Origin of the sequence: Streptomyces sp. NBC_00080 (genome assembly GCF_045041255.1) — a bacterium.
In the GTDB taxonomy this organism is placed as follows: Bacteria; Actinomycetota; Actinomycetes; order Streptomycetales; family Streptomycetaceae; genus Streptomyces; species Streptomyces coriariae.
Genome location: NZ_CP108235.1, coordinates 6,990,787 through 7,016,445 on the forward strand (window position 1 = coordinate 6,990,787; position 25,659 = coordinate 7,016,445).

At 70.8% G+C, this 25,659-nt stretch carries 21 protein-coding genes; 12 read left to right on the forward strand and 9 right to left on the reverse strand.

Annotation, left to right across the window (positions count from 1 at the left end):
* Positions 1–52: 52 nt before the first annotated feature.
* Positions 53–3,199, reverse strand: a complete 3,147-nt coding sequence (gene ileS / locus OHU34_RS31090; RefSeq protein ID WP_405769435.1) for an isoleucine--tRNA ligase — start codon at positions 3,197–3,199, stop codon at positions 53–55.
* A 599-nt stretch (positions 3,200–3,798) separates the two neighbouring features.
* Between ileS and OHU34_RS31095 the strand changes: the two genes are divergently transcribed.
* The 6 genes from OHU34_RS31095 to OHU34_RS31120 all read left to right on the forward strand — a co-directional run bounded on the left by OHU34_RS31095 (position 3,799) and on the right by OHU34_RS31120 (position 9,523).
* A complete protein-coding gene (locus tag OHU34_RS31095) occupies positions 3,799–4,887 on the forward strand; it encodes a TraR/DksA family transcriptional regulator (RefSeq protein WP_142263776.1) in 1,089 nt (362 codons plus the stop codon).
* Positions 4,888–4,954: 67 nt separating this feature from the next.
* A complete protein-coding gene (lspA, locus tag OHU34_RS31100) occupies positions 4,955–5,551 on the forward strand; it encodes a signal peptidase II (RefSeq protein ID WP_142263775.1) in 597 nt (198 codons plus the stop codon).
* A gap of 62 nt (positions 5,552–5,613) precedes the next feature.
* Entirely contained in the window at positions 5,614–6,558 is a 945-nt protein-coding gene (locus OHU34_RS31105; RefSeq protein ID WP_020129920.1) for an RluA family pseudouridine synthase, read from the forward strand.
* Positions 6,555–7,028 (forward strand): GNAT family N-acetyltransferase, encoded by a 474-nt coding sequence (locus OHU34_RS31110; protein ID WP_142263774.1) that lies wholly within the window; start codon positions 6,555–6,557, stop codon positions 7,026–7,028. Before OHU34_RS31105 ends, OHU34_RS31110 begins: the two co-directional genes overlap by 4 nt.
* Positions 7,029–7,094: 66 nt before the next feature.
* Positions 7,095–8,681 carry a Na+/H+ antiporter gene (locus tag OHU34_RS31115; protein ID WP_142263773.1) on the forward strand — a complete coding sequence of 529 codons (1,587 nt, stop codon included), beginning with the start codon at positions 7,095–7,097 and terminating at the stop codon, positions 8,679–8,681.
* A gap of 101 nt (positions 8,682–8,782) precedes the next feature.
* The gene (locus tag OHU34_RS31120) at positions 8,783–9,523 is read left to right on the forward strand and encodes an SDR family NAD(P)-dependent oxidoreductase (protein WP_142263772.1); all 741 of its coding nucleotides are present in this window, start codon (positions 8,783–8,785) and stop codon (positions 9,521–9,523) included.
* 3 nt (positions 9,524–9,526) lie between these two features.
* On the opposite strand, the gene OHU34_RS31125 is transcribed toward OHU34_RS31120, so the two are convergent.
* Positions 9,527–10,642 (reverse strand): mechanosensitive ion channel family protein, encoded by a 1,116-nt coding sequence (locus OHU34_RS31125; RefSeq protein WP_230196201.1) that lies wholly within the window; start codon positions 10,640–10,642, stop codon positions 9,527–9,529.
* A 98-nt stretch (positions 10,643–10,740) separates the two neighbouring features.
* Here OHU34_RS31125 and OHU34_RS31130 point away from each other — a divergent pair, with 98 nt between their 5' ends.
* A complete protein-coding gene (locus OHU34_RS31130; RefSeq protein WP_142263770.1) occupies positions 10,741–11,310 on the forward strand; it encodes a dienelactone hydrolase family protein in 570 nt (189 codons plus the stop codon).
* A gap of 60 nt (positions 11,311–11,370) precedes the next feature.
* On the opposite strand, the gene OHU34_RS31135 is transcribed toward OHU34_RS31130, so the two are convergent.
* The 4 genes from OHU34_RS31135 to OHU34_RS31150 all read right to left on the reverse strand — a co-directional run bounded on the left by OHU34_RS31135 (position 11,371) and on the right by OHU34_RS31150 (position 16,153).
* On the reverse strand, positions 11,371–13,050 hold the full coding sequence (locus OHU34_RS31135; RefSeq protein WP_142263769.1) for an alkaline phosphatase: 1,680 nt from the start codon (positions 13,048–13,050) through the stop codon (positions 11,371–11,373).
* A 92-nt stretch (positions 13,051–13,142) separates the two neighbouring features.
* Entirely contained in the window at positions 13,143–13,958 is an 816-nt protein-coding gene (locus tag OHU34_RS31140; RefSeq protein WP_405769442.1) for a DsbA family protein, read from the reverse strand.
* A 108-nt stretch (positions 13,959–14,066) separates the two neighbouring features.
* Entirely contained in the window at positions 14,067–14,759 is a 693-nt protein-coding gene (locus tag OHU34_RS31145; RefSeq protein ID WP_405769444.1) for a hypothetical protein, read from the reverse strand.
* A gap of 68 nt (positions 14,760–14,827) precedes the next feature.
* Positions 14,828–16,153, reverse strand: a complete 1,326-nt coding sequence (locus OHU34_RS31150) for a DUF2252 domain-containing protein (protein ID WP_405769446.1) — start codon at positions 16,151–16,153, stop codon at positions 14,828–14,830.
* 214 nt (positions 16,154–16,367) lie between these two features.
* Between OHU34_RS31150 and dnaE the strand changes: the two genes are divergently transcribed.
* Positions 16,368–19,907, forward strand: a complete 3,540-nt coding sequence (gene dnaE, locus OHU34_RS31155) for a DNA polymerase III subunit alpha (RefSeq protein WP_142263767.1) — start codon at positions 16,368–16,370, stop codon at positions 19,905–19,907.
* A 108-nt stretch (positions 19,908–20,015) separates the two neighbouring features.
* Here the strand turns inward: dnaE and OHU34_RS31160 are convergent, their stop codons facing one another.
* Positions 20,016–20,180, reverse strand: coding sequence for a hypothetical protein (locus tag OHU34_RS31160; RefSeq protein WP_020129908.1), 165 nt, complete (start codon positions 20,178–20,180; stop codon positions 20,016–20,018).
* 223 nt (positions 20,181–20,403) lie between these two features.
* Here OHU34_RS31160 and OHU34_RS31165 point away from each other — a divergent pair, with 223 nt between their 5' ends.
* The 4 genes from OHU34_RS31165 (at position 20,404) to OHU34_RS31180 (ending at position 24,352) form a co-directional block, all read left to right on the forward strand.
* Positions 20,404–21,627: an NYN domain-containing protein gene (locus OHU34_RS31165; RefSeq protein ID WP_054242887.1), complete on the forward strand. Its 1,224-nt coding sequence runs from the start codon at positions 20,404–20,406 to the stop codon at positions 21,625–21,627.
* Positions 21,628–21,734: 107 nt separating this feature from the next.
* On the forward strand, positions 21,735–22,709 hold the full coding sequence (locus OHU34_RS31170; protein WP_057599528.1) for an ABC transporter ATP-binding protein: 975 nt from the start codon (positions 21,735–21,737) through the stop codon (positions 22,707–22,709).
* Positions 22,710–22,803: 94 nt separating this feature from the next.
* Positions 22,804–23,628 (forward strand): ABC transporter permease, encoded by an 825-nt coding sequence (locus OHU34_RS31175; protein WP_142263766.1) that lies wholly within the window; start codon positions 22,804–22,806, stop codon positions 23,626–23,628.
* Positions 23,629–23,662: 34 nt separating this feature from the next.
* Positions 23,663–24,352, forward strand: coding sequence for a DUF2567 domain-containing protein (locus tag OHU34_RS31180; RefSeq protein ID WP_142263765.1), 690 nt, complete (start codon positions 23,663–23,665; stop codon positions 24,350–24,352).
* 49 nt (positions 24,353–24,401) lie between these two features.
* Here the strand turns inward: OHU34_RS31180 and ybaK are convergent, their stop codons facing one another.
* A complete protein-coding gene (ybaK, locus tag OHU34_RS31185) occupies positions 24,402–24,902 on the reverse strand; it encodes a Cys-tRNA(Pro) deacylase (protein ID WP_142263764.1) in 501 nt (166 codons plus the stop codon).
* 8 nt (positions 24,903–24,910) lie between these two features.
* Positions 24,911–25,651, reverse strand: a complete 741-nt coding sequence (locus OHU34_RS31190; protein ID WP_230196204.1) for an LON peptidase substrate-binding domain-containing protein — start codon at positions 25,649–25,651, stop codon at positions 24,911–24,913.
* Between the last annotated feature and the right edge of the window lie 8 nt (positions 25,652–25,659).

Below are 25,659 nucleotides of genomic sequence, written 5' to 3' on the forward strand. Positions count from 1 at the left end.
CGTGCGGAGGGCCCGGCCCCCCTCGGGGGAACCGGGCCCTCGCGGAGGTGCCTTACGCCTTGCGCAGACGGAACGTCAGCGTCAGGGCGTCGTCCGTGAACGGGGCGCCGTAGGTGTCGTCCGCCTCACCCTGGGCGAAGTCCGTGGCGAGGACCTCGTCGGCGATGAGGCCGGCGTGGCCGGACAGGGCGTCGGCGGTCGCCGCGTCGGTCGCGGTCCAGCGCAGCGCGATGCGGTCGGCGACGTCGAGGCCGCTGTTCTTGCGGGCCTCCTGGATCAGCCGGATCGCGTCCCGGGCCAGACCCGCGCGGCGCAGCTCCTCGGTGATCTCCAGGTCGAGGGCGACCGTCGCGCCGGAGTCGGAGGCGACCGACCAGCCCTCGCGCGGGGTCTCCGTGATAATGACCTCGTCGGGGGCCAGGGCGATCGTCTCGCCGTCGACCTCCACCGAGGCCGTGCCCTCGCGCAGGGCGAGGGAGAGCGCGGCGGCGTCGGCGTTCGCGACGGCCTTGGCCACGTCCTGGACGCGCTTGCCGAACCGCTTGCCCAGGGCGCGGAAGTTGGCCTTGGCGGTCGTGTCGACCAGGCTGCCGCCGACCTCGGAGAGGGACGCCAGCGACTCGACGTTGAGCTCCTCCGTGATCTGCCCGTGCAACTCGCGGTCGAGGGCGTCGAAGCCGCTCGCGGCGATCAGGGCGCGCTTCAGGGGCTGGCGGGTCTTCACGCCCGACTCCGCGCGGGTGGCGCGGCCCAGCTCCACCAGGCGGCGGACCAGGACCATCTGCTTCGACAGCTCCGGGTCGATCGCGGCGAGGTCGGCCTCCGGCCAGGCGGCCAGGTGGACGGAGTCCGGGGCGCCCGGGACGACCGGCACGACGAGGTCCTGCCAGACCCGCTCGGTGATGAACGGGGTCAGCGGGGCCATCAGCTTGGTGACCGTCTCGACGACCTCGTGCAGGGTGCGCAGCGCGGCCTTGTCGCCCTGCCAGAAGCGGCGACGGCTGCGGCGGACGTACCAGTTGGACAGGTCGTCGACGAACGCGGAGAGCAGCTTGCCGGCGCGCTGGGTGTCGTACGCCTCCAGAGACTGCGTCACCTGGTCGGTGAGCGCGTGGAGTTCGGAGAGCAGCCAGCGGTCCAGGACCGGGCGGTCGGCCGGGGCCGGGTCGGCCTCGCTCGGCGCCCAGCCGGACGTACGGGCGTACAGGGCCTGGAAGGCGACCGTGTTCCAGTACGTCAGGAGCGTCTTGCGGACGACCTCCTGGATCGTGTTGTGGCCTACGCGGCGGGCAGCCCAGGGGGAGCCGCCGGCCGCCATGAACCAGCGGACCGCGTCGGCGCCGTGCTGGTCCATCAGCGGGATCGGCTGGAGGATGTTGCCCAGGTGCTTGGACATCTTGCGGCCGTCCTCGGCGAGGATGTGGCCCAGGCAGACGACGTTCTCGTACGACGACTTGTCGAAGACCAGCGTGCCGACGGCCATCAGCGTGTAGAACCAGCCGCGGGTCTGGTCGATGGCCTCGCTGATGAACTGCGCCGGGTAGCGGGATTCGAAGAGGTCCTTGTTCTTGTACGGGTAGCCCCACTGCGCGAACGGCATCGAACCCGAGTCGTACCAGGCGTCGATGACCTCCGGCACGCGCGTGGCCGTCCGTCCGCAGCCGTCGTGCGGGCAGGCGAAGGTGACCGCGTCGATGTACGGGCGGTGCGGGTCCAGCTCGGACTGGTCGGTGCCGGTCAGCTCGGTGAGCTCCGCGCGGGAGCCGGCGACGGTGAGGTGGTCGTCCTCGCAGCGCCAGATCGGCAGCGGGGTGCCCCAGTAGCGGTTGCGGGAGAGCGCCCAGTCGATGTTGTTGTTCAGCCAGTCGCCGTACCGGCCGTGCTTGACCGTGTCCGGGAACCAGTTGGTCTTCTCGTTCTCCTGGAGGAGGCGATCCTTGACGGCCGTGGTGCGGATGTACCAGGACGGCTGCGCGTAGTAGAGGAGCGCGGTGTGGCAGCGCCAGCAGTGCGGGTAGCTGTGCTCGTACGGGATGTGCTTGAAGAGGAGGCCGCGCTGCTGGAGGTCCTCGGTGAGCTTTTCGTCCGCCTTCTTGAAGAAGACGCCGCCGACCATCGGGACGGACTCCTCGAAGGTGCCGTCCGGGCGTACCGGGTTGACGACGGGCAGGCCGTAGGAGCGGCAGACCTTGAGGTCGTCCTCACCGAAGGCGGGGGACTGGTGGACCAGACCGGTGCCGTCCTCGGTGGTGACGTACTCGGCGTTCACCACGTAGTGGGCGGGTTCCGGGAACTCCACGAGCTCGAACGGACGTTGATAGGTCCAGCGCTCCATTTCGGCGCCGGTGAAGGTCTGGCCGGTGGTCTCCCAGCCCTCGCCGAGCGCCTTGGCGACCAGCGGCTCGGCGACGACCAGCTTCTCCTCGCCGTTGGTCGCCACGACGTAGGGGACCTCGGGGTGCGCGGCCACGGCCGTGTTGGAGACCAGTGTCCAGGGGGTCGTCGTCCACACGAGGAGGGCGGCTTCGCCGGCGAGCGGACCGGAGGTGAGCGGGAAACGGACGTACACGGAGGGGTCGACGACCGTCTCGTAGCCCTGGGCCAGCTCGTGGTCGGACAGACCCGTGCCGCAGCGCGGGCACCAGGGGGCGACGCGGTGGTCCTGGACCAGCAGGCCCTTGTTGAAGATCTCCTTCAGCGACCACCAGACCGACTCGATGTACTCGGGGTCCATCGTGACGTAGGCGTCGTCGAGGTCGACCCAGTAGCCCATGCGGGTCGTCAGCTCGGAGAACGCGTCGGTGTGGCGGAGCACGGACTCGCGGCACTTGTCGTTGAAGGCGGCGATGCCGTACGCCTCGATGTCCTGCTTGCCGGAGAAGCCGAGCTCCTTCTCGACCGCCAGCTCCACCGGGAGGCCGTGGCAGTCCCAGCCGGCCTTGCGGGCCACGTGGTAGCCGCGCATGGTGCGGAAGCGGGGGAAGACGTCCTTGAAGACGCGCGCCTCGATGTGGTGGGCGCCCGGCATTCCGTTGGCGGTGGGCGGGCCCTCGTAGAACACCCACTCGGGGCGGCCCTCGGACTGCTCCAGGCTCTTGGCGAAGATCTTCTGCTCGCGCCAGAAGTCGAGCACCGCGTGCTCGAGGGCGGGCAGGTCGACCTGGGCGGGCACCTGGCGGTACTGCGGCTGCGTATTCAACGAGCTTCCTCCGGCGGACATACTTCCTTCCGTCGGAGGGACGAGAGCCGACTTGCCTGTCTACGCCGTGTGCGGCGCGCTCCCGCGGTACCACCCTCCTTGGCCCTCCGGTGCGCTCCGTGCGCCGGTGAGCCCCCTCATTGGGGTCGCGATGCCGGTTCTACTGGCCCTCGCCTTTCGGCTGCGGCTTTCTTCCGGCGGCTCCGGGGTGATCTTCACGACGCGCTCGCCCCCGGGCTTCCACCGTCCCCGGGTCGCTCTGGGCTGCGTACGCCGCTACTCGTCCCCATCCACACTTTTCGCTCCGCCCAGTGTACGGCTCCCCGACGACAGCGGCCGACGGGTTTTCGGGGGCGCGGGACCCGGCCGACGACCCGGTCCGGAATCACCCGAATGGTGGCTGTGTGATGGTATGCGCGTTCGGATTCCGGGATGTCCGGCTCGGCGGATTACCGGGCGGGGAGCTGGGCACAACGGATGCAGGCTTGCCGCGAGGCGGGCGAATCGAGCGGTGCGCCCCGTTGCCGCGGGCTCCAAGTCGATTTATCGTCCCAGCACGATTCGCGTGCAAGATCACAATATGTGAAGGGGCCGCGGCCATGGTGGCGAAGAAGACCGCCGTACAGCAGTCGGCGTCCGGCAGCTCCACGAGTGCCTCCGGCGCCTCCGGCGGCGCGGCCAAGGAGTCCGGGGCCGTGAAGTCGGTGCGGTCCGCGACGGCCGGAGCACCGAAGAAGGCCGCGGCAAGGAAGTCGGCTGCCAAGAAGGCGGTGGCTCGAAGACCCGAGGAGGAGGAAGCGGCGGAGGCAGGGGCGGCGGAGCCGGTCGAGAGGGACGGACCTGCCGGGAAGGCGCCCGCCGCGAAGAAGAGCGCCGCGAAGAGGGCGGTGAAGAAGACGGCCACGGACGCGGTGGTCGCCACGAAGGCGGTCACTGGGAAGCCTGCCGCCAAGAAGACGGTCACCGGGAAGCCTGCCGCCAAGAAGACGGCCGCCAGGAAGACCGCGGCCAAGAAGGCGGCCGCGGCGGAGACGACGACCGCGAAGAAGCCGGCTGCCAGGAAGGCGGCCACCAAGAAGGTCACCGCCGAGAAGGCGGCGGTCGAGAAGATCGCCGGCGCCGAAGGCGTGACCGGGACGAGTGCGGGCAGGAAGAGCACGGCCAAGAAGGTGGGCGCGGCCTCGGCCGCGGAGCAGACGGGAGCCACGACTGTGGTTGCGAAGAAGACTCCGGGTACGGCCACTGCGGCGAAGACCGCTGTTCCCAAGGCGCGCTTCGCGGCGGTGGAGCCCGGCGAGCTCGCGGTGCGCCCCGGCGAGGAGCCGTGGACGCCGCAGGAGGTCGAGGAGGCCCGTGCGGAGCTCGAGTCCGAGCAGGGGCGGCTGCGGGCGGAGCTCGCCTCGTCCGAGGCGGCCCTGACGGGGCTGATGCGGGACTCGGGGGACGGCGCGGGTGACGACCAGGCGGACACCGGGACGAAGAACATCACGCGTGAACACGAACTGGCGCTGGCCGCCAACGCGCGCGAGATGCTGATCCAGACCGAGCACGCCCTGGAGCGGCTGGACGCCGGCACGTACGGCCTGTGCGAGAACTGCGGCCAGGCCATCGGCAAGGCCCGGATGCAGGCCTTCCCGAGGGCCACACTGTGCGTCGAGTGCAAGCAGAAGCAGGAGCGCCGGTACTGATCACCTGGCGGTCGGGGGGTGTGCCGTACCCTCGTCCTCAGTCAGGTACCTAGGTTGAGGGACTCACGTGGCAGAGGCGGAGCGCGTCATCGGTACGCCGGACATCCCAGAGGCGGGATCCGAGCCGGAGCAGTCGTCCGGCCCGGACGGGCAGGAGAGCACCGAGGCGCGGCCCAGGGGCAAGCGCCGGATCGCCGTGCTCTTCACCGTCGCCACGGTCGCGTACGTGATCGACCTGGTGAGCAAGATGCTCGTGGTCGCCAAGCTGGAGCACCACGCGCCGATCGAGATCATCGGGGACTGGCTGAAGTTCGAGGCCATCCGCAACGCGGGCGCGGCCTTCGGCTTCGGTGAGGCGTTCACCATCATCTTCACGGTGATCGCGACGGCCGTGATCGTGGTGATCGCCCGGCTCGCCCGCAAGCTCTACAGCCTGCCCTGGGCGATCGCCCTGGGACTGCTGCTGGGTGGCGCGCTGGGCAACCTCACCGACCGGATCTTCCGCGCGCCGGGCGTTTTCGAGGGCGCGGTCGTGGACTTCATCGCCCCGAAGCACTTCGCGGTCTTCAACCTCGCGGACTCGGCGATCGTCTGCGGCGGCATCCTGATCGTGCTGCTGTCCTTCAAGGGCCTGGACCCGGACGGGACCGTCCACAAGGACTGACCGCCCGGCGGTTGTCCACAGGGCCGTACGGCGGTACCGGAGCCGTCCGGCATACTCGACGGGTGAGCACGATTCCCGAGACCCGCACCCTGCCCGTGCCGGACGGCCTGGAGGGCGAGCGCGTAGACGCCGCCATCTCCCGCATGTTCGGCTTCTCCCGTACGAAGGCCGCCGAGCTGGCTGCGGCGGGGAAGGTCACGGTCGACGGCTCGGTGGTCGGCAAATCCGAGCGGGTGATCGGCGGGGCCTGGCTGGAGGTCGAGATGCCCCAGGCCCCGGCGCCGGTGCAGATCGTCGCCGAGCCGGTCGAGGGCATGGAGATCGTGCACGACGACGACGACGTGGTCGTGATCGTCAAGCCGGTCGGCGTGGCCGCGCACCCGTCGCCCGGCTGGAGCGGGACGACCGTCATCGGCGGGCTCGCCGCCGCCGGGTACCGCATCTCCACGTCCGGTGCCGCCGAGCGCCAGGGCATCGTGCACCGGCTGGACGTCGGCACCTCGGGGCTGATGGTGGTCGCCAAGTCGGAGCGGGCGTACACGTCGCTGAAGCGCCAGTTCAAGGAGCGCACGGTCGACAAGCGCTACCACACGCTCGTCCAGGGCCACCCCGACCCCACCAGTGGCACGATCGACGCGCCCATCGGCCGACACCCGCACCACGACTACAAGTGGGCGGTCACGGCCGAGGGCAAGCCGTCCGTCACGCACTACGACCTGATCGAGGCCTTCCGCGCGGCCTCCCTGCTGGACGTGAAGCTGGAGACGGGCCGTACGCACCAGATCCGCGTCCACATGGCCGCCCACCGCCACCCCTGCGTCGGCGACCTGACGTACGGCGCCGACCCCACGCTGTCCAAGCGGCTCGGCCTGACCCGGCAGTGGCTGCACGCGGTGCGGCTGGGCTTCGAGCACCCCGGGGACGGGCAGTGGGCGGAGTTCGCCAGTGACTACCCCGAGGACCTGGCCAAGGCACTGGAGCAGGTCCGCGAGGAGACCTACGGATGAGCGGCCCGCAGGGGTACACGGTGCGGGTCGCCGAGGACCCTGCCGACCGGGAGGCGTGCTTCGCGGTGCGCAAGGAGGTCTTCGTCGGCGAGCAGGGCGTGCCCGAGGACCTGGAGTACGACGCGCACGACGCCGACGCCGTCCATGTGCTGGCGGTCCGGGTGGACGGGCTGCCGCTCGGCACCGGGCGGCTGCTGTACGGCGAGGCGGTCGCCGACCGGACCGGCGGCGACCTGTCGGTGGGCTCCCTGGGGCGGCTCGCCGTGACACGCGAGGCGCGCGGGCTGGGTGTCGGGGTGGCGCTGGTGCGGGCCATCGAGGAGGCGGCACGCGCGCGGGGGCTCGCGGCCGTGGACCTGCACGCACAGACCCAGGCGCTGGGGTTCTACGAGCGGCTGGGGTACGCGGCGTACGGGCCGCAGGACATGGAGGCGGGGATTCCGCACCGGTCCATGCGGCGTTCTCTGTAGCGAACGGTGGTCGTGCGACGCTGGAGGTCTGGATGTTCTTGATCGTCTAGACCCGGAGCGCTGACCGTGGACCAGCTGGCCCTGTTGTTCGTCCTGTTGCTCGGGGCCGTGGTGAGCGTCCCGGTCGGGGACCGGTTCGGATTGCCCGCGCCGGTGCTCATGACCCTGCTCGGGATCGTCCTCGCGGTGCTCGACTTCGTGCCCAACGTGGAGATCCCGCCGGATCTGATCCTGCCCCTCCTGCTGCCGCCCCTGCTGTACGCGGCGGTGCGGCGGACCTCATGGCGGCAGTTCGCGGCGAACGTGCGGCCGATCTTCCTGCTGGCCGTCGCGCTGGTGTTCATCACGACGGTGTGCGTGGCGGCCGTGGCCCACACGATCGTGCCGGGTCTGCCGATCGCCGCGGCCGTGGCGCTGGGCGCGCTGGTCGCGCCGCCCGATCCGGTGGCCGCCACCGCGGTGGCCGGGCAGCTCGGGCTGCCCCGCCGGCTGGTGTCCATCCTGGAGGGCGAGGGGCTGTTCAACGACGTGACGGCCATCGTGCTCTACCACGTCGCGATCGCCGCGGCCGTGAGCGGGTCGTTCTCGCCGTGGCAGGCCGGTCTCGACCTGGTGCTGTCCGCGGTGGTGGCGGTGGCGGTGGGTGTCGCGCTCGGCTGGGGCGCGAACAGGCTGCTGGACGTCCTCGGGGACACGACGTTGCAGATCGGGCTGACGCTCCTGGTGCCGTACGCCTCGTACGTGCTGGCGGAGGAGTTCCACGGGTCCGGGGTGCTTGCCGTCCTGACCACGGCCATGTTCCTCGCCGAGTACGCCACCGACCCGGACGACGTGCTGACCCGGCTGGCCGGCCACACCTTCTGGGACATCATCGACACCCTCGTCACGGGCGTCGCGTTCGGGCTGATCGGCCTGGAGCTGCACAACGCGATCCGGACGGCGTCCGGGCGGTGGGGGGAGATGCTGGGCTGGGCCGGGGTGATCGTGGTCGTCGTGGTCGTCGTACGGCTGCTGTGGCTGCTCCCGGCGACCTGGCTGACGCAGCGGCTGCACGCCAGACAGGACCACCTCGAGGACATTCCGACGAACTGGCGGGAGACCCTCGTCATGTGGTGGGCCGGGATGCGCGGGGTGGCCTCGGTGGCGCTGGCGCTGGCCGTGCCGCTGAAGACCGACGACGGCGGGCCCTTCCCCGACCGGGACGAGATCATCTTCATCGCGTTCGGCGTGATCATGGCCACCCTGGTCCTCCAGGGACTGACCCTGCCGTGGCTGGTGAAGCGCCTCGACGTGCAGGCGGACAGCGACCGCGAGAAGGAGTTCGAGAAGGAGCTCGCGGTGCGGGCCGCGAAGGCGGCGAAGCAGCGGCTGCGGGAGATCGAGGCCGAGGAGGACCTGCCGGAGGAGCTGTCCGAGCAGATGCTGCGGCGGGCCTTCGACATCGGGTTGCGGATCAGCCCCGACGTCGGGGAGGACGAACGGCGCGAGGGCCACGACCAGCGGGTGCGCAGGCTGAAGCGGGTGCGGCGGATCCAGGGGGAGATGCTGAGCGCGGCCCGGCACGAGGTGGTCGCGGCGCGCAGCGAGCCGGGCTCCGATCCGGAGATCGTGGACCGGGTGCTGCGGCATCTGGACGTGCGCAGCCTCAGGTGAGGCGACCGGGCCGGGCGGCCCCGCCTTGCGCGGCCGCCCGGTTCATGGCATTCGCGTAAACCGCCATGACCCCTGTCGGTACTGCTCGTTACGCTCGGACCATGGCACGCAACGTGGTGATCAGTGGAGGCGGAACAGGGATCGGGCTCGCCGCGGCGCGGGTCTTCGCCGCGGACGGGGACCGGGTGCTGCTGCTCGGGCGGCGGGCGGAGGTGCTGGAGAAGGCCGGGGTGGCCGGGGCGCTCACCTACGCCGCGGATCTGAGTGAGCCGGAGCAGGTGCGGGGGGTGGCCCGGTTCGTCGAGGCGGAGTTCGCCACCGTGGACGTGCTGGTGCACAGCGCCGGGGGCGCCGGGCACCTGGAGCCGCCGAGCGACAGTGCGGATCCGCTCGACCGCGTCGCGCACCACTGGACCGTCAACTTCCGTAGCAACACCCTCAGCGCCGCCCTGCTCACCGAGGCCCTGAAGGACCGGCTCGCCTCGCCGGGCGGACGGGTGCTGTTCGTCAGCTCGATCGCCGCGTACCGGGGGTCGGGCAGCGGGGCGTACGGCGGCGCCAAGGCCGCGCTGCACCCGTACGCGCGTGATCTCGCCCGGGAGTTGGGGCCCCGGGGCATCACCGCGAACCTCGTCGCCCCGGGATACGTCGAGGACACCGGGTTCTTCGGGGACGCCATCGAGCCCGCGCGGCGCGAGCGGCTCGTCGGCGAGACCTTCACCGGGCGCGCCGGGACGCCCGGGGACATCGCCGCCACACTGCACTGGCTGGCCTCCCCGGGCGCCGGTCACGTCACTTCACAGGTCGTCCAGGTCAACGGGGGTGCGGAGCGCGGGAACTGACGCTCAGCGGGCCGTCCGCGGCGGCTCGTGGACGCGCCGGGCCGCACCGTCGGGGGAGTGGGACTGGCCGGGCAGGTGGCGGCCCGGGGGCAGCGCCGCGTCCGCCGTGTTGACCCTCGGGAGCGCGTACGGGTGCTCCTTGGACAGCCAGCGGATCATCTCCTCGCGGACCCTGACCCGCACCGTCCAGATGTCGTCGGCGTCCTTCGCCGTGACCAGGGCCCGCACCTGCATGGTGTTGGGCGTGGTGTCGGTGACGTCGAGCCCGCAGGCGCGGCCGTCCCAGGCCGGGCACTCGCGCAGGATGTCGCGCAGCTTCTCGCGCATCGCCTCCACCGGCGCCGCGTGGTCGACGTGCCAGTAGACGATGCCGGTCATCTGCGGGGTGCCGCGCGACCAGTTCTCGAAGGGCTTCGAGGTGAAGTACGAGACCGGCATCGTGATCCGGCGCTCGTCCCAGGTCCGCACGGTCAGGAAGGTCAGGGTGATCTCCTCGACCGTGCCCCACTCGCCGTCCACCACGACCGTGTCGCCGATGCGCACCATGTCGCCGAAGGCGATCTGGAAGCCGGCGAACATGTTGCTCAGGGTCGACTGGGCGGCCACACCGGCGACGATGCCGAGGATCCCGGCCGAGGCCAGCAGGGAGGCGCCCGCCGCGCGCATGGCGGGGAACGTCAGCAGCATCGAGGCCGCCGCGACCACCCCGACGACGGCCGCCACCACCCGCATGATCAGCGACACCTGGGTCCGCACCCGCCGGACCCGGGCCGGATCGCGGTGCACGCGCGCGTAGCGCGAGTACGACGTCTCGACGATCGCCGCCGCGATCCTGATCACCAGCCAGGCCGCCGAGCCGATCAGCACCAGGGTGAGGAACTGGCCGATGCCGGTCCGATGGTCCTCCAGCAACTGCGCGGCGTCGTATGACCCTCTCAGCAGCGCCGCGCACAGCACGAGCTGATAGGGGATGCGGCCACGGCGCAGCAGACCCCACAGCGGGGTCTCGGGGTGCCGCAGGTCGGCCTTGGACAGCAGGCGGTCGGTGGCCCAGCCGACGAGGACTGTCAGCACGACCGAGCCGCCGACCACGATCACGGGGCGGAGCAGGTTCTCCATGCCTTCGAACGTAACCGGGTCGGAGGGGTCCTGAACATGCGGTTTCTGTGAGGAGGCGCACGCACGGCGTTGTCGGTGCAGGCTGGCACCATGGGCACATGAACATCATGCTCTTTCACTCGACCTACGGTCCGCGGCCCGCGGTGCGCGCCGCGGCGGACCGGCTGCGCGCCGCCGGGCACGAGGTGTGGACGCCGGACCTCTTCGAGGGCCGTACGTTCGACACGGTCGAGGAGGGCATGGCGTACAACGAGGAGATCGGCAAGGACGAGCTGCTGAAGAGAGCCGTCCTGGCCGCCGCGCCCTACTCGGAGCGCGGGCTGGTGTACGCAGGGTTCTCGCTCGGTGCGTCGATCGCCCAGACCCTCGCCCTCGGCGACGCCGGAGCGCGTGGCCTGCTCCTGCTGCACGGCACCTCGGACCTGGCGCCGAACGTCTCGGTGGACGGCCTCGCGGTGCAACTGCACGTCGCGGAGCCGGACCAGTTCGAGACCGACGACTGGCTGAGCGCCTGGTATCTGCAGATGGGCAGAGCGGGCGCCGACGTGGAGATCTACCGGTACGCGGGAGCCGGGCACCTGTACACCGACCCCGAGCTGCCCGACTACGACGAGGAGGCGGCCGAGGCCACCTGGCGGGTGGCGCTCGGCTTCCTCGACTCGCTCTAGAGGGACCTGGAGCTCCGGAGGGACCTGGAGCTCCGGAGGGATCCGGAGCTCCGGAAGGGACTAGACCGGGTCGTAGGTCCGCTCCACCTTCTGCGTGCCGCTGCGCGTGCGGTACGAGCGGGACCAGGCTGAGGTCGCCGTGGTGGTGGTGCGGTCGGACAGGACGTAGTAGTCCATCTGCGCGCGCTCGGCCGTGATGTCCAGGACGCCGTAGCCGTGCCGGTCGGTGTCGACGAAGTGGACGTGCCGGTTGGCGGCCCGGATGACCGGGGAGGCGATCGCGGTGAGCGTGCCCTCCGGGACCTTCACCATGTCGTCGAGGTTGTCGGAGGTCACCGAGGTGACCACGAACTCCGTGGCGGCCGAGGCCGACAGCGGGTACGTCCCGGCGTCCACCGGCACGTCGTTGGCCCACGCCATGTGGATGTCACCGGTCAGGAAGACGGTGTTGCGGATGGCGTGGGAGCGCAGGTGGGCCAGGAGTTCGCGGCGGTCGTCGGTGTAGCCGTCCCACTGGTCGGTGTTGAGGGCGATGCCCTCCTGGGGCAGGCCGAGCAGCTTGGCGAGCGGCTTGAACAGGTCCGCGGAGAGCGAACCGATGGCGAAGGGCGAGATCATCACCGAGTTGCCGACCAGCCGCCAGGTGGTGTCGGACGCCTTCAGCCCGGCCTTCAGCCAGTCGAGCTGGGCGCGGCCGGTGAGCGTGCGGTCCGGGTCGTCCACGGTGCCGTTGCCGACGGCGACCTGCTGCGAGCGGAAGGACCGCAGGTCCAGCAGGGACAGATCGGCGAGCTTGCCGAAGCGCAGCCGGCGGTAGGTGGTGCCGGCGATGGCCGGCCGGACCGGCATCCACTCGAAGTAGGCCTGCTTGGCGGCCGCTTGCCGGGACGACCAGGCGCCCTCGGCGCCCTCGGTGTGGTTCTCGGCGCCGCCCGACCAGGTGTCGTTGGCGAACTCGTGGTCGTCCCAGATCGCGACGACCGGCGCCTTCGCGTGCAGGGCCTGAAGGTCCGGATCGGTCTTGTACTTGCCGTGCCGGGTGCGGTAGTCGGCGAGGGTGAGGATCTCGTGGGTGGGCGCCGTCTGCCGTACGACGGTTCCGCGCGTGCCGTACTCGCCGGTGCCGTACTCGTAGATGTAGTCGCCCAGGTGCAGCCAGGCGTCCAGGTCGCCGCGGGCGGCGAGGTGACGGTACGAGGAGAAGTAGCCGGCCTCCCAGTTGGCGCAGGAGACCACGCCGAAGCGCAGGCCCGGCACGGCGGCGTCCGCCGCCGGCGCGGTGCGGGTGCGCGCCACCGGGGAGTCGGTGCCGCCGGCCGAGAAGCGGAACCAGTAGTCGGTGGCGGGCGCGAGACCGCGGATGTCGGCCTTGACGGTGTGGTCGGTCGCGGCGGAGGCGCTGGTGGAGCCCTTGGCGACCACGTTCGTCAGCGCCTTGTCCGTGGCGACGACCCAGCTCACCTCCGTGGCCGGGCCGAGTCCGGAGCCGGGTATCGCCTCGGGGGTGGGCGTCACCCGGGTCCACAGCAGGACGCCGTCGGGCAGCGGATCGCCGGAGGCGAGGCCGTGCAGGAAGACGGGGGCCTCGGCGGCACGGGCCGGCAGCGCGGCGGCGAGCGGGCCGGCCAGCACCGCGGTGGCCGCCACGGCCTTGAGCGCCGTACGGCGGCGCGGCGACAGCGAGTTGGGGCGCTCTGACGGGGTGTCGGCGCTCTCGGAGGATCTGTATCGACTGGTCACGGACGATCAGATTACTGACCAGTACGACAAAAGAGCGGGCGAACTCCCAAAAGTTCGCCCGCTCTTCCTCGAAGCGTCGGATCAGGAGCGGGTCAGCCCTTGAGCGCCGCGTCGATCGCCGTGGTGAAGTCGGCCACCGTCATCGGGGCGTTGCCCTGCCCGTCGGAGCCGGTCAGCGTCTTGCCGTCCATCTTCAGCGTCGGGGTGCCCGAGACGCCGCTCTTGTCGAACGTCTTGGACATCTCCAGCGCCCACCGGTCGTAGGTGCCGTTCTTCACGGCGCTCTGGAACTTGGCGTTGCCCTTCAGCGCCGAGACCGTGTCCGCCACCTTGATCAGGTAGGAGTCGTCCTTGAACTTGTCCTCGGTCTCCTCGGGGTGGTACTTCGCCGAGTACATCGCGGTCTTGTACTCGAGGAACGCCTCGGGGCTGACGTTGAGCGCGGCACCCAGGGCGCTGAGCGCGTTCTTGGAGCCCTCACCCGTCAGGCTGCGGTCGAGGAAGGTCGCGCCGACGTACTCGATCTTGAACTTGCCGGCGTCGTAGTCGCTCTTCACCGTCGCGCCGACGGTCTGCTCGAACTGGGCGCAGACCGGGCAGCGCGGGTCCTCGTACATCACGAGCGTCTTCTTGGCGCTCGCCTTGCCCATGACGACCGTCGTGCCGTTCTTGCCGCTGGTGTTGGCCGGCTTGACCAGCTTGGCCTTCGCCGCGTCCTCCCAGTAGCCGGGCTTGTTCGCCTGGACGACGGCGTAACCTATGCCGCCGGCCGCTGCGAGCACGCCGACGACCGAGAGGGCGACGATGACCTGCCGCCTGGTCTTGACCCGCTTGGCCTCGCGCTCACGCTCGATGCGCAGCCGCTCCCGGGCCGCCGTCTTCGCCGCAGCGCTGTTCCGCTTGCTCATGGTGTTCTCCAAAGGGACGCGCACATGTCGTACGCGGAAGTTCGTGTGGGTACTGAGGGACTGAAGTGGTGCTCGGTTGCCGGGGCCTGCGCAGACGTGCGGGTCTGTTCAGACCGCGGCGAGCGAGCACGGCGGTCCACGCCGTCCCAAGGAGTGCACGAGAATCCGCTCGCGGACGGTGGTCGACCGGCGGGTGGGCCGCGGCAGGCGGCGGGCCGCCGGGGCGCGTCGTACGGCCACGGCGGCGACGGCCAGCAGCAGCGGCCGGAAGGTCGTCGCGGTCGCGGCCCGCAGCAGCTGGGCCAGCGCCCGCTCGCCCCGACGCAGCCAGGCGGCCGCGATCAGGCCGACGCAGACGTGCGCGCCGAGCAGCAGCCACGCGGCGGCCGGGTCGGGGTGGGCCATGAGCCCGCCCAGCCGGTCGGTGTCGGTGCCGGTGACCTGGGCCAGCGGGGTACCGACGGGAGTGCCGTCGCCGCACAGCACGTCCCAGCCGACCGAGGCCAGCGGGCCGGCGACCGGACCGCCCGCACGGCCGTAGCAGACGTGCTGGCCGGTGGTGAAGACGGTGTCGGCCGCCAGCTCCAGCGGGATCAGCAGGGCGGCGATCCGCCCGAAGCCGCACTCGCGGCCCGCGAGGACGTACGCGAGGGCGAACACGGCGGCCGCGACGGCGGCCACCGTGTTGAGCGGCAGCGGGGCCCGGGACAGCAGCACGTGCGACGCGGTGCTGAGCGTCACGACGCATGCCGTGAACAGCGCCGCGCGTACGGCTCTGAGGCGGGTCCCGGATATGTCCATAGCGGAGGAGAGTGTGTCACGTGCTCCTGTAGGAGACCCCTAAAGGGTCCCTGTGAGAAGGCGGACCGTTAGAGACCTGGAATCCGGCCGTTGCGGAACAGGTCGACGAAGATCTGGTGGTCGGTACGCGCGCGTGCGCCGTACGTGTGCGCGAAGTCGACCAGGAGCGGCGCGAAGCCGTCCTCGTCGGCCGCGATCGCCGCGTCGATGGCCCGCTCGGTGGAGAAGGGCACCAGGGACTCGCCGGAGGTGTCGTCCGCCGCCGCGTGCATCGTGGCCGTGGCCCGGCCCAGGTCGGCGACGACGCCCGCGATCTCCTCCGGGTCGTCGATGTCGCCCCAGTCCAGGTCGACCGCGTAGGGCGAGACCTCGGCGACCAGCTGCCCGGCGCCGCCCAGCTCGGTCCAGCCCAGCCACGGGTCGGCATGCTGCTGGAGGGCGCGCTGGGAGATCACCGTGCGGTGGCCCTCGTGCTGGAAGTAGTCGCGGATCGCCGGGTCCGTGATGTGCCGGGAGACGGCCGGCGTCTGGGCCTGCTTGATGTAGATCACCACGTCGTTCTCCAGGGCGTCGCTGTGGCCCTCGAGGAGGATGTTGTACGACGGCAGCCCGGCCGAGCCGATGCCGATGCCCCGGCGGCCGACGACGTCCTTCACGCGGTAGGAGTCCGGGCGGGCCAGGGAGGTCTCCGGCAGGGTCTCCAGATAGCCGTCGAAGGCCGCGAGCACCTTGTAGCGGGTGGCCGCGTCCAGCTCGATGGAGCCGCCGCCCGGCGCGAAGCGGCGCTCGAAGTCACGGATCTCGGTCATCGAGTCCAGCAGCCCGAAGCGGGTCAGGGAGCGCGCGTCGCGCAGCGCGTCGAGCAGCGGGCCCTGCGCGGTGTCCAGGGCGAAGGGCGGCACCTCGTCGCTCTTGGCGCCGGTGGCCAGCGCGTGGATCCGCTCCCGGTAGGCGCCCGCGTACACCTCCACCAGCTCGCTGATCTGATCGTCACCGAGCGCCTTCGCGTACCCGATGAGGGCGATGGAGGCGGACAGGCGCTTCAGGTCCCAGGTGAAGGGGCCGACGTACGCCTCGTCGAAGTCGTTGACGTTGAAGATCAGCCGGCCTGTCGCGTCCATGTACGTGCCGAAGTTCTCCGCGTGCAGGTCGCCGTGGATCCACACGCGCGAGGTGCGCTCGTCCAGGAACGGGCCGCCCCGCTTCTCGGCGTCGAGGTCGTGGTAGAAGAGGCCCGCGGTACCGCGGTAGAACGCGAACGCCGAGGCCGCCATCTTCCGGAACTTCACCCGGAACGCGGCCGGGTCGGCGGCCAGGAGCTCTCCGAACGCGGTGTCGAAGACGGCGAGGATCTCCTCGCCGCGGTGCTCGTCGTTGAGCTGCGGAACCGACATCGCTGGGTGCCTCCTGGTGCATGACATGTACGACAGCGCTTCTGTCGCATCCAACGGGCGGGGCCGGGCGGAAGTGCCCGCGGCCCCACCGTGAAGGTACGTGGGGAACGAGCCCGGGTGTCAGTCGCGAGGCATAGACTTCGACGCTGTCCCCCGATCCGTCCGTAACCGGTGGGACACCCGTTGCCGTTTGTTTCCCTTGGAGGCCGCAGCCGTGTCAAAGCCGCCGTTCACGCACCTGCACGTCCACACCCAGTACTCGCTGCTGGACGGTGCCGCGCGGCTCAAGGACATGTTCGACGCGTGCAACGAGATGGGCATGACCCATATCGCCATGTCCGACCACGGCAACCTGCACGGGGCGTACGACTTCTTCCACACCGCGAAGAAGGCCGGAGTCACTCCGATCATCGGGATCGAGGCGTATGTCGCCCCCGAGTCGCGGCGCAACAAGCGCAAGATCCAGTGGGGCCAGCCGCACCAGAAGCGCGACGACGTCTCCGGTTCCGGTGGCTACACCCACAAGACGATCTGGGCGGCCAACGCGACGGGCCTGCACAACCTCTTCAAGCTCTCCTCCGACGCGTACGCCGAGGGCTGGCTCCAGAAGTGGCCCCGGATGGACAAGGAGACGATCTCCCAGTGGTCCGAGGGGCTCATCGCCTCCACCGGCTGTCCCTCCGGCGAGCTCCAGACCCGGTTGCGCCTCGGTCAGAAGGAGGAGGCGCTGAAGGCGGCCGCCGACTACCAGGACATCTTCGGCAAGGACCGGTACTTCCTGGAGCTGATGGACCACGGCATCGAGATCGAGAGCCGGGTCCGTGACGGCCTCCTGGAGATCGGCAAGAAGCTCGGCATCCCGCCGCTGGTCACCAACGACTCGCACTACACGTACGCGCACGAGGCGACCGCGCACGACGCGCTGCTGTGCATCCAGACCGGCAAGAACCTCTCGGACCCGGACCGCTTCCGCTTCGACGGCACCGGCTACTACCTGAAGTCCACGGACGAGATGTACGCCATCGACTCCTCGGACGCCTGGCAGGAGGGCTGCGCCAACACCCTCCTGGTGGCCGAGCAGATCGACACCACCGGCATGTTCGAGGCGAAGAACCTCATGCCGAAGTTCGACATCCCCGACGGCTTCACCGAGGTCACCTGGTTCAAGGAGGAGGTCCGCCGGGGCATGGACCGCCGCTTCCCGGGCGGCGTCCCCGACGACCGGCAGAAGCAGGTCGAGTACGAGATGGACGTCATCATCCAGATGGGGTTCCCGGGCTACTTCCTCGTCGTCGCCGACTTCATCATGTGGGCGAAGAACCAGGGCATCGCGGTCGGTCCCGGGCGTGGCTCCGCGGCCGGCTCGATCGTCGCCTACGCGATGGGCATCACCGACCTCGACCCGATCCCGCACGGCCTGATCTTCGAGCGGTTCCTCAACCCCGAGCGCGTCTCCATGCCCGATGTCGACATCGACTTCGACGAGCGCAGGCGCGTCGAGGTGATCCGGTACGTGACCGAGAAGTACGGCGCCGACAAGGTCGCCATGATCGGCACCTACGGCAAGATCAAGGCGAAGAACGCCATCAAGGACTCCGCGCGCGTGCTGGGCTACCCGTACGCGATGGGCGACCGCCTCACCAAGGCCATGCCCGCCGACGTCCTGGGCAAGGGCATCGACCTCAACGGCATCACCGACCCCTCGCACCCGCGGTACAGCGAGGCGGGCGAGATCCGCGCGATGTACGAGAACGAGCCGGACGTCAAGAAGGTCATCGACACCGCCAAGGGCGTCGAGGGCCTGGTCCGGCAGATGGGTGTGCACGCGGCCGGCGTGATCATGTCCAGCGAGCCCATCGTCGACCACGCCCCCATCTGGGTGCGGCACACGGACGGCGTGACCATCACCCAGTGGGACTACCCGCAGTGCGAGTCGCTCGGCCTGCTGAAGATGGACTTCCTCGGCCTGCGCAACCTGACGATCATGGACGACGCCGTCAAGATGGTGAAGTCCAACAAGGGCATCGACCTCGACCTGCTGGCCCTGCCGCTGGACGACCCGAAGACCTTCGAACTCCTCCAGCGCGGCGAGACCCTCGGCGTCTTCCAGTTCGACGGCGGCCCCATGCGCTCGCTGCTGCGCCTGATGAAGCCCGACAACTTCGAAGACATCTCCGCCGTCTCGGCGCTCTACCGTCCCGGCCCGATGGGCATGGACTCGCACACCAACTACGCGCTCCGCAAGAACAAGCTCCAGGAGATCACCCCGATCCACAAGGAGCTCGAGGAGCCGCTCGAAGAGGTCCTGGCGGTCACCTACGGCCTGATCGTCTACCAGGAGCAGGTGCAGAAGGCCGCCCAGATCATCGCCGGGTACTCGCTCGGCGAGGCCGACATCCTGCGCCGCGTGATGGGCAAGAAGAAGCCCGACGAGCTGGCGAAGAACTTCGTCCTCTTCCAGGAGGGCGCCAAGAAGAAGGGCTACAGCGACGAGGCGATCAAGGCCCTGTGGGACGTGCTGGTCCCCTTCGCCGGCTACGCCTTCAACAAGGCGCACTCCGCCGCGTACGGCCTGGTCTCGTACTGGACCGCCTACCTGAAGGCGAACCACCCCGCCGAGTACATGGCCGGACTGCTCACCTCGGTCAAGGACGACAAGGACAAGTCGGCCGTCTACCTCAACGAGTGCCGCCGCATGGGCATCAAGGTGCTCCCGCCGAACGTCAACGAGTCGGTGCACAACTTCGCAGCACAGGGCGACGACGTGATCCTCTTCGGCCTCGAAGCCGTGCGCAACGTCGGCACCAACGTGGTGGAGTCGATCATCAGGAGCCGCAAGGCCAAGGGCAAGTACGGCTCCTTCCCCGACTACCTCGACAAGGTCGAGGCGGTCGCGTGCAACAAGCGCACCACGGAGTCGCTGATCAAGGCGGGCGCGTTCGACACCCTGGGGCACACCCGCAAGGGCCTCACCGCGCACTTCGAGCCGATGATCGACAACGTGGTCGCGGTCAAGCGCAAGGAGGCCGAGGGTCAGTTCGACCTCTTCGGCGGCATGGGCGAGGAGGAGACGAGCGAGCCCGGCTTCGGACTCGACGTCGAGTTCACGACCGACGAGTGGGAGAAGACGTATCTGCTCGCCCAGGAGCGGGAGATGCTCGGTCTGTACGTCTCCGACCACCCGCTCTTCGGCCTGGAGCACGTGCTGTCCGACAAGGCCGACGCGGGCATCGCCCAACTCACCGGTGGAGAGCACGCGGACGGCGCGGTCGTCACCATCGGCGGCATCATCTCCGGGCTCCAGCGGAAGATGACCAAGCAGGGCAACGCCTGGGCGATCGCCACCGTCGAGGACCTCGCGGGCTCCATCGAGTGCATGTTCTTCCCGGCGACCTACCAGCTCGTCTCGACCCAACTCGTCGAGGACGCCGTCGTCTTCGTCAAGGGCCGCCTCGACAAGCGGGAGGACGTGCCCCGGCTCGTCGCCATGGAGCTCCAGGTCCCCGACCTGTCGAACGCGGGCACCAACGCCCCCGTGATCCTCACCATCCCGGCCACCCGGGTCACCCCGCCGATGATCAACCGCCTGGGGGAGATCCTCACCCACCACCGGGGTGACAGCGAGGTCCGGATCAGGCTCCAAGGCCCGACCAAGACGACCGTTCTGCGTCTGGACCGGCACCGGGTCAAGCCCGACCCCGCGCTGTTCGGTGATCTGAAGGTGCTGCTCGGCCCGTCCTGCCTGGCCGGCTGAGCGCGGCAGAAGACGGGGGACCGACGGGGAAGAAACCTACGAGGGGCGCATCCGGTACCGGATGCGCCCCTCGGTGTGTGCGAGCCGCAACGGCCCCTCGCCGGGATGTCAGTTGTGGCCGAAGCGCTTCTGCCTGCCCTTGCGGGCGACATCGGCCGGCGTCACCTGTGCGATGCGCTGCTCGGCCTGCGACTCCATCGAGGACTGCTGGGCGGCCTGCTGACCGCGCTCGGACTGCGGCTGTTTACGCTCCTGCTTCTTGTTCTTGGCCATGGTGATCTGCCTCCTGGGGGGATCTGGGGGCCATCGACGGGACCAGACTCACATAGGCTGACTTACAACGCATTTCGGATAATTACCGTCTGTAACAGGGTTTGTCGGAGCGCAAGCCCCCGAAACGCCACGCCGAAGATCGAGTTCCGGCCGTTAACCTCCGCGTGGTCGGGCAGACTCGAAGAAAGCCCGATGCAAACCTCCCGGAAAGAGGGTGAGTCGTGTGGACCGCTGCATCGTCCTGGTGGACGCCGGGTATCTGCTGGGGGCCGCCGCCAGCCTCCTCGCCGGAGAGCCCTCGCGATCGAGGATCACCGTCGACCACTCCGCCCTCGTCCAGGGCCTGCGTGAACAGGCCGAGTCGGAGACCGAGCGGCCGCTGCTGCGCATCTACTGGTTCGACGGCGCCCCCGACCGCGTTCCCCAGCCCGAACACCGCAGACTGCGTGTGATGCCCCGGGTGACCGTCCGGCTGGGCGCGCTGACCCGCAGCGACGGCCGCTGGGCCCAGAAGGGCGTCGACGCCGCCATGCACGCCGAGCTGACCGAGCTGGCCCGCAACCGCGCCTGCTCCGACGTCGTCCTCGTCACCGGCGACGGCGATCTGCTGCCCGGCATGATGGCCGCCAAGGAGCACGGCGTCGCCGTCCACCTGTGGGCCGTCCAGGCCGCCGACGGCGACTACAACCAGTCCGAGGACCTGGTCGCCGAGGCCGACGAACGGCGCGTCCTGGACCGCATCTGGATCACCAAGGCCGTACGCGCCAAGGAGGTCGGCGGCAGCTGCGCCTCGCCGCCCGCGCCCCGGCCCGAGATCGCCGCGATCCTCTCCGCGCCGCTGCCCGACTCCGGCCTCGCCCGCGCCTCCGAGCGGAGCGCCGAGGAGACCGAGCACGCCTCCGCGGCCGGCGCCTCCGAGAACGGCACCGAGGAGCGCATCCCCGCGCCCAAGGGAGGCGTGCCGACCCCCAAGGATCTGGCCGCCCTGCGCACACCCGGCGCCCAGGCCGTCCAGCACCCCACCACGGCGACCCTGCGCTGGTCCTCCGACAAGGGATGGGTCGACCGTCCCGGGACCCCCGCCGAGCCCTCCGAGGTCGCCGCGATGCCGACGCTCGCGCAGCTCACCACTGCGGAGCAGCGGTGGGCCGACCGCGAGGAGGACATCACCACCGTCGGCGGCGACCCGTTCGAGGTGGGGCAGGTCTTCGCCCGCCGGTGGATGGCGCGCCTCGGCGAGCAGGGTCAGCTCCAGAAGCTGTCGGGCATGTACCCGCGGATCCCGCACCGCATCGACGGCGAGCTGCTGAGGTACGCGGCCCGCTTCGGACTGCTCGCGCACAAGGACGACCAGATCGACGAACACGACCGGTACGCCATCCGGGCGGGATTCTGGCGCGAGATCGACGTACGGACGGCCGCCGAGCACGCTCCGGCCGGGGACTGAACCGGCCGCCCGGAACGCCCCGAAGGCGAGCGACGGTCCGTGACCCCGTAGTCTCGTCCCTTGTGAGTACGCGCGCGGCACCGCCCATTCGGCACAGGGACGAGGTCGTGTGTGCCGTGCGCGGGCTGACCAAGACCTATCCGGCGGTCCGCGGCCGGCGCGGCACTCCCGCGACCCCCGAGGTCCGGGCCACCGACGACGTACGGCTGGACATCCGGCGCGGTGAGATCTTCGGGCTGCTCGGGCCGAACGGCGCCGGGAAGACCACCCTCGTACGGCAGATGACCGGGCTGATGCGGCCCGACTCGGGCAGCGTGGAGATCCTCGGGCACGACATCGTGCGCCACCCCGAGCGGGCCGCGCGGATCCTCGCCTACCTCGGGCAGGAGTCCACCGCCCTCGACGACCTCACCGTCTCGCTGGCCGCCGAGACCACCGGACGGCTGCGCGGCCTCGACGTACGCGCGGCGCGCCGGGAGCGGGACGCCGTCCTCGACGAGCTGGGTCTCACGCCGATCGCCGGACGGCCGCTGCGCAAGCTGTCCGGCGGGCAGCGCCGGCTGGCCTGCTTCGCCGCCGTGCTGGTGGGGGAGCGCCCCCTGCTCGTGCTGGACGAACCGACCACCGGGATGGATCCGGTGGCACGGCGGGCCGTGTGGGCCTCCGTGGACCGGCGGCGGGCCGAGCGCGGGACGACCGTGCTGCTCGTCACCCACAACGTCATCGAGGCGGAGACCGTCCTCGACCGGGTCGCCGTCATCGACCAGGGCCGGGTCATCGCCTGCGACACCCCCACGGGGCTCAAGGAGCAGGTCGCCGACGAGGTGCGGGTCGAACTGGTGTGGCGCGAGCGGGCGCCGCTGGACGTGCCCGAGGTCGCCGCGCTGCGCGAGCGGGCCGTGGAGTCGGGCCGCCGCTGGACCCTGCGGCTGGCGCCCGACGAGGCCCGCGCGGTCGTCGCCACCGTCACCGGCGGGGCCGCCTTCGCCGCCCTGGACGACTTCACCCTGGCCACACCGAGCCTGGAGGACGTCTATCTGGCGCTGGGCGGGGCGGCACGGCAGGGGCTGGTGCGGGCTTGAGGGCGGCGAGAGCGCGGGGCGCCGAGGTGAGCGAGCGAGCCTCCAGGCCCGTATGGGACGGTAGGGGAACCGTAGGGAAGAGGAGCAACGTCACGTGAGTGTCGTACCCGCCGAGGTTCTGCCGGGAAGCGCCCGGGCCGTCACGGAGACGGCGCCCCGCGCCGCCGCCGAGCTGGCCCCCCGCGCGCGGCTGTGGCCGTCGCTGGTGGCCGTGTACCGGGCCCAGCTGTCCCGGGCCCGGGTGGCGCGCATCCCGCTGCTGTTCGTGGCGACCTTCCAGTCGGTCGGCATCCTGATCATGATGCGGGGGGTGGTGGACGGGGGCCGCGAGGCGGAGGCCGTGGTGGCGGGCTCCGCGGTCCTCGTCGTCGCGTTCGTCGCGCTGAACCTGCTCGCGCAGTACTTCGGACAGCTGCGGTCCAGCGGCGGGCTGGACCACTACGCGACCCTTCCGGTGCCGCCCGCGGCCGTGGTGCTCGGGGCGGCGGGTGCGTACGCGTCCTTCACCGTGCCGGGAACCCTGGTGACCGCGGTCTTCGGATGCGTGCTGTTCGGGCTTCCGCTCACCCATCTGTGGATCCTCGCGGCCGTGATCCCGCTGGCCGGCGCCGCCCTGTCCGGACTCGGCGCGGCCTTCGGGCTGCTCGCGCCGCGGCCGGAGCTGGCCACCGTGCTGGGGCAGCTCGGCATGTCGGCGGCGCTGCTGCTGGGCGTGCTGCCGCCGGACCGGATGCCGGAGGCGGTGCGCTTCGCCCGCGATCTGCTGCCGTCGACGTACGGGGTCGAGGCGTTCGCCCGGACCTTCCGGGCGAGTCCCGACTGGGCGTTCGTCCTTGCCGACCTCGCCGTGTGCGCCGGGGTCGGCGTCGTTTCGCTGGCCGTCGCCACCTGGGCGTACCGCCGAGCCGCCGTCCGGTGACGCGCGGCACAGGCGCGCCTGGCACGATGTCAGAGTGACCGCACCGCTGACTCCGCCTCCGCCGCCGCACGAACCCTCCCCGCACACGGCCTGGCCTCCGCCGCCCGGCGGGCACGCGGGGGTGGCCACCGCGCCCCATGACGTCGCGTACGGACAGGACGGGCCCGGCATGAAGACCGAACTGCGCGAAGCCGCCGTCATCACGGTGGCGGTCGCGCTCGCCGGAGCGCTGCTCGGGCTGCTGTGGGTGTGGCTGGCGCCCAAGGTGCCGCTCGTCGGTGACCTGGTGGACGACAACTGGGTCGTCTACTTCAAGGACACCGAGGGGGAGCAGGCGATCGGCGTGGACGGAACGTTCACGCTGCTGGCCCTGGCATGCGGGGCCGTGAGTGCCGCGGCCGTCTTCCTGTGGCGGCGGCGCGGTGGAGTGCCGCTGGTGATCGCTCTCGCCGTCGGGGGATTCCTCGGGTCGTTGCTGGCGTGGCGGCTGGGGGTGTGGCTGGGGCCCGACTCCGATGTGATCGCCCATGCGCAGTCGGCGGGCAAGGGGGTCACGTTCTCCGCTCCGCTGAAGCTCGGTGCGAAGGGGGCGTTGCTGGCGTGGTCGTTCGCCGCGGCGCTGGTGCATCTGGGGCTCACGGCGTTGTTCGGGCCTCGGGATCCCGATCCGTATCCGGCGCACATGGGTGCGCCCAAGGACGGGTACGGGGCGCCGATGGGCTAGCGGGGCCTTCTCGCCCGGACGGCCTCGTCCTCAAACGCCGGACGGGCTGTCAGGGGCGGGCGATCGGGGCCTGTACCGCTTCGGTGAGCTTGGCCAGGTCCGTGGGGGACAGTTCTACCTCCAGGCCCCTGCGGCCCGCCGACACGCAGATCGTGGGGTGGGTCGAGGCCGAGGCGTCCAGGACGGTGGGGAGCTTCCTGCGCTGGCCCAGGGGGGAGATGCCGCCCCGGACGTAGCCCGTGGTGCGTTCCGCGAGGGTCGGGTCGGCCATCGCCGCCCGTTTTCCGCCCACCGCCGACGCCAGGGCCTTCAGGTCAAGGGAGCCGGCCACCGGGACCACGGCCACCGTCAGCGCGCCGTCCACGTCCGCGACCAGGGTCTTGAAGACCCGGTCGGGGGAGACGCCCATCGCCTCGGCGGCCTCCTCGCCGTAGGACGGGTGGCTCGGGTCGTGCTCGTAGGCGTGGACGGTGAAGTCCACGCCCGCCGCCGTCAGGGCCACCGTCGCGGGCGTGCCGACGGACTGCTGCTTCTTCGGCTTCTTCGCCATGCGGGCCTTCAGTTGAGACTGGTCGGGCCGCGCGTCAGGTCCGACGCGGGCAGCGAGGGCAGGCTGCGGATGATCGCCGTCTCCGCGCGCAGCAGTTTCAGCTCGTCCCGCAGCCGGGAGGCCGTGTCGGGGGCCTGGAGCAGGCGCTGCTTGGTGGGGGTGTCCAGCATCATCGCGGCCGCCACCAGGTACGACACCACCGACGGATCGTCCGGGAGATCCGCGCCGGTGGTCAGCGAGCGCTCGCGGGCGCCCGCCAGGCGCTTCTGGTACTGGCGGAAGGCGCGCAGCACGCCTTCCGCGAGAGCGCCCGCCTCGTCGCCCGGGTCCTCGGGCAGTTCCCGGAGCTCGGCGGTCAGGAACGGGCCCGACGAGTCCACCGACAGCAGCTTCACGCGGGTCGTGCCCGTCGCCAGCACCTCGAAGGTGCCGTCGGCGCGCTCGCGGATCGTCGCGGCGTCGGCCACACAGCCGACGTCGTGGAACGCCTTGAGCGGGTCGTCGCCGAAGCCGGCCGCGGGGCCGCGCTCGGGCAGCGCGGTCTGGTCGGGCAGGCCCTGGGAGCTGGGGGCCACCTCGTGGCCGTCGCGGACGGCCACGACGGCGAACCGGCGTGATTCGTCCTCGGGGGTCTTCAACAGGTCGCGCATCATGGCGCGATAGCGCTCCTCGAAGACGTTGAGCGGGAGCACGAGCCCCGGGAACAACGCCGAGTTCAGGGGGAAGAGCGGCAGACGGACGGTGGTCACGACGCTGA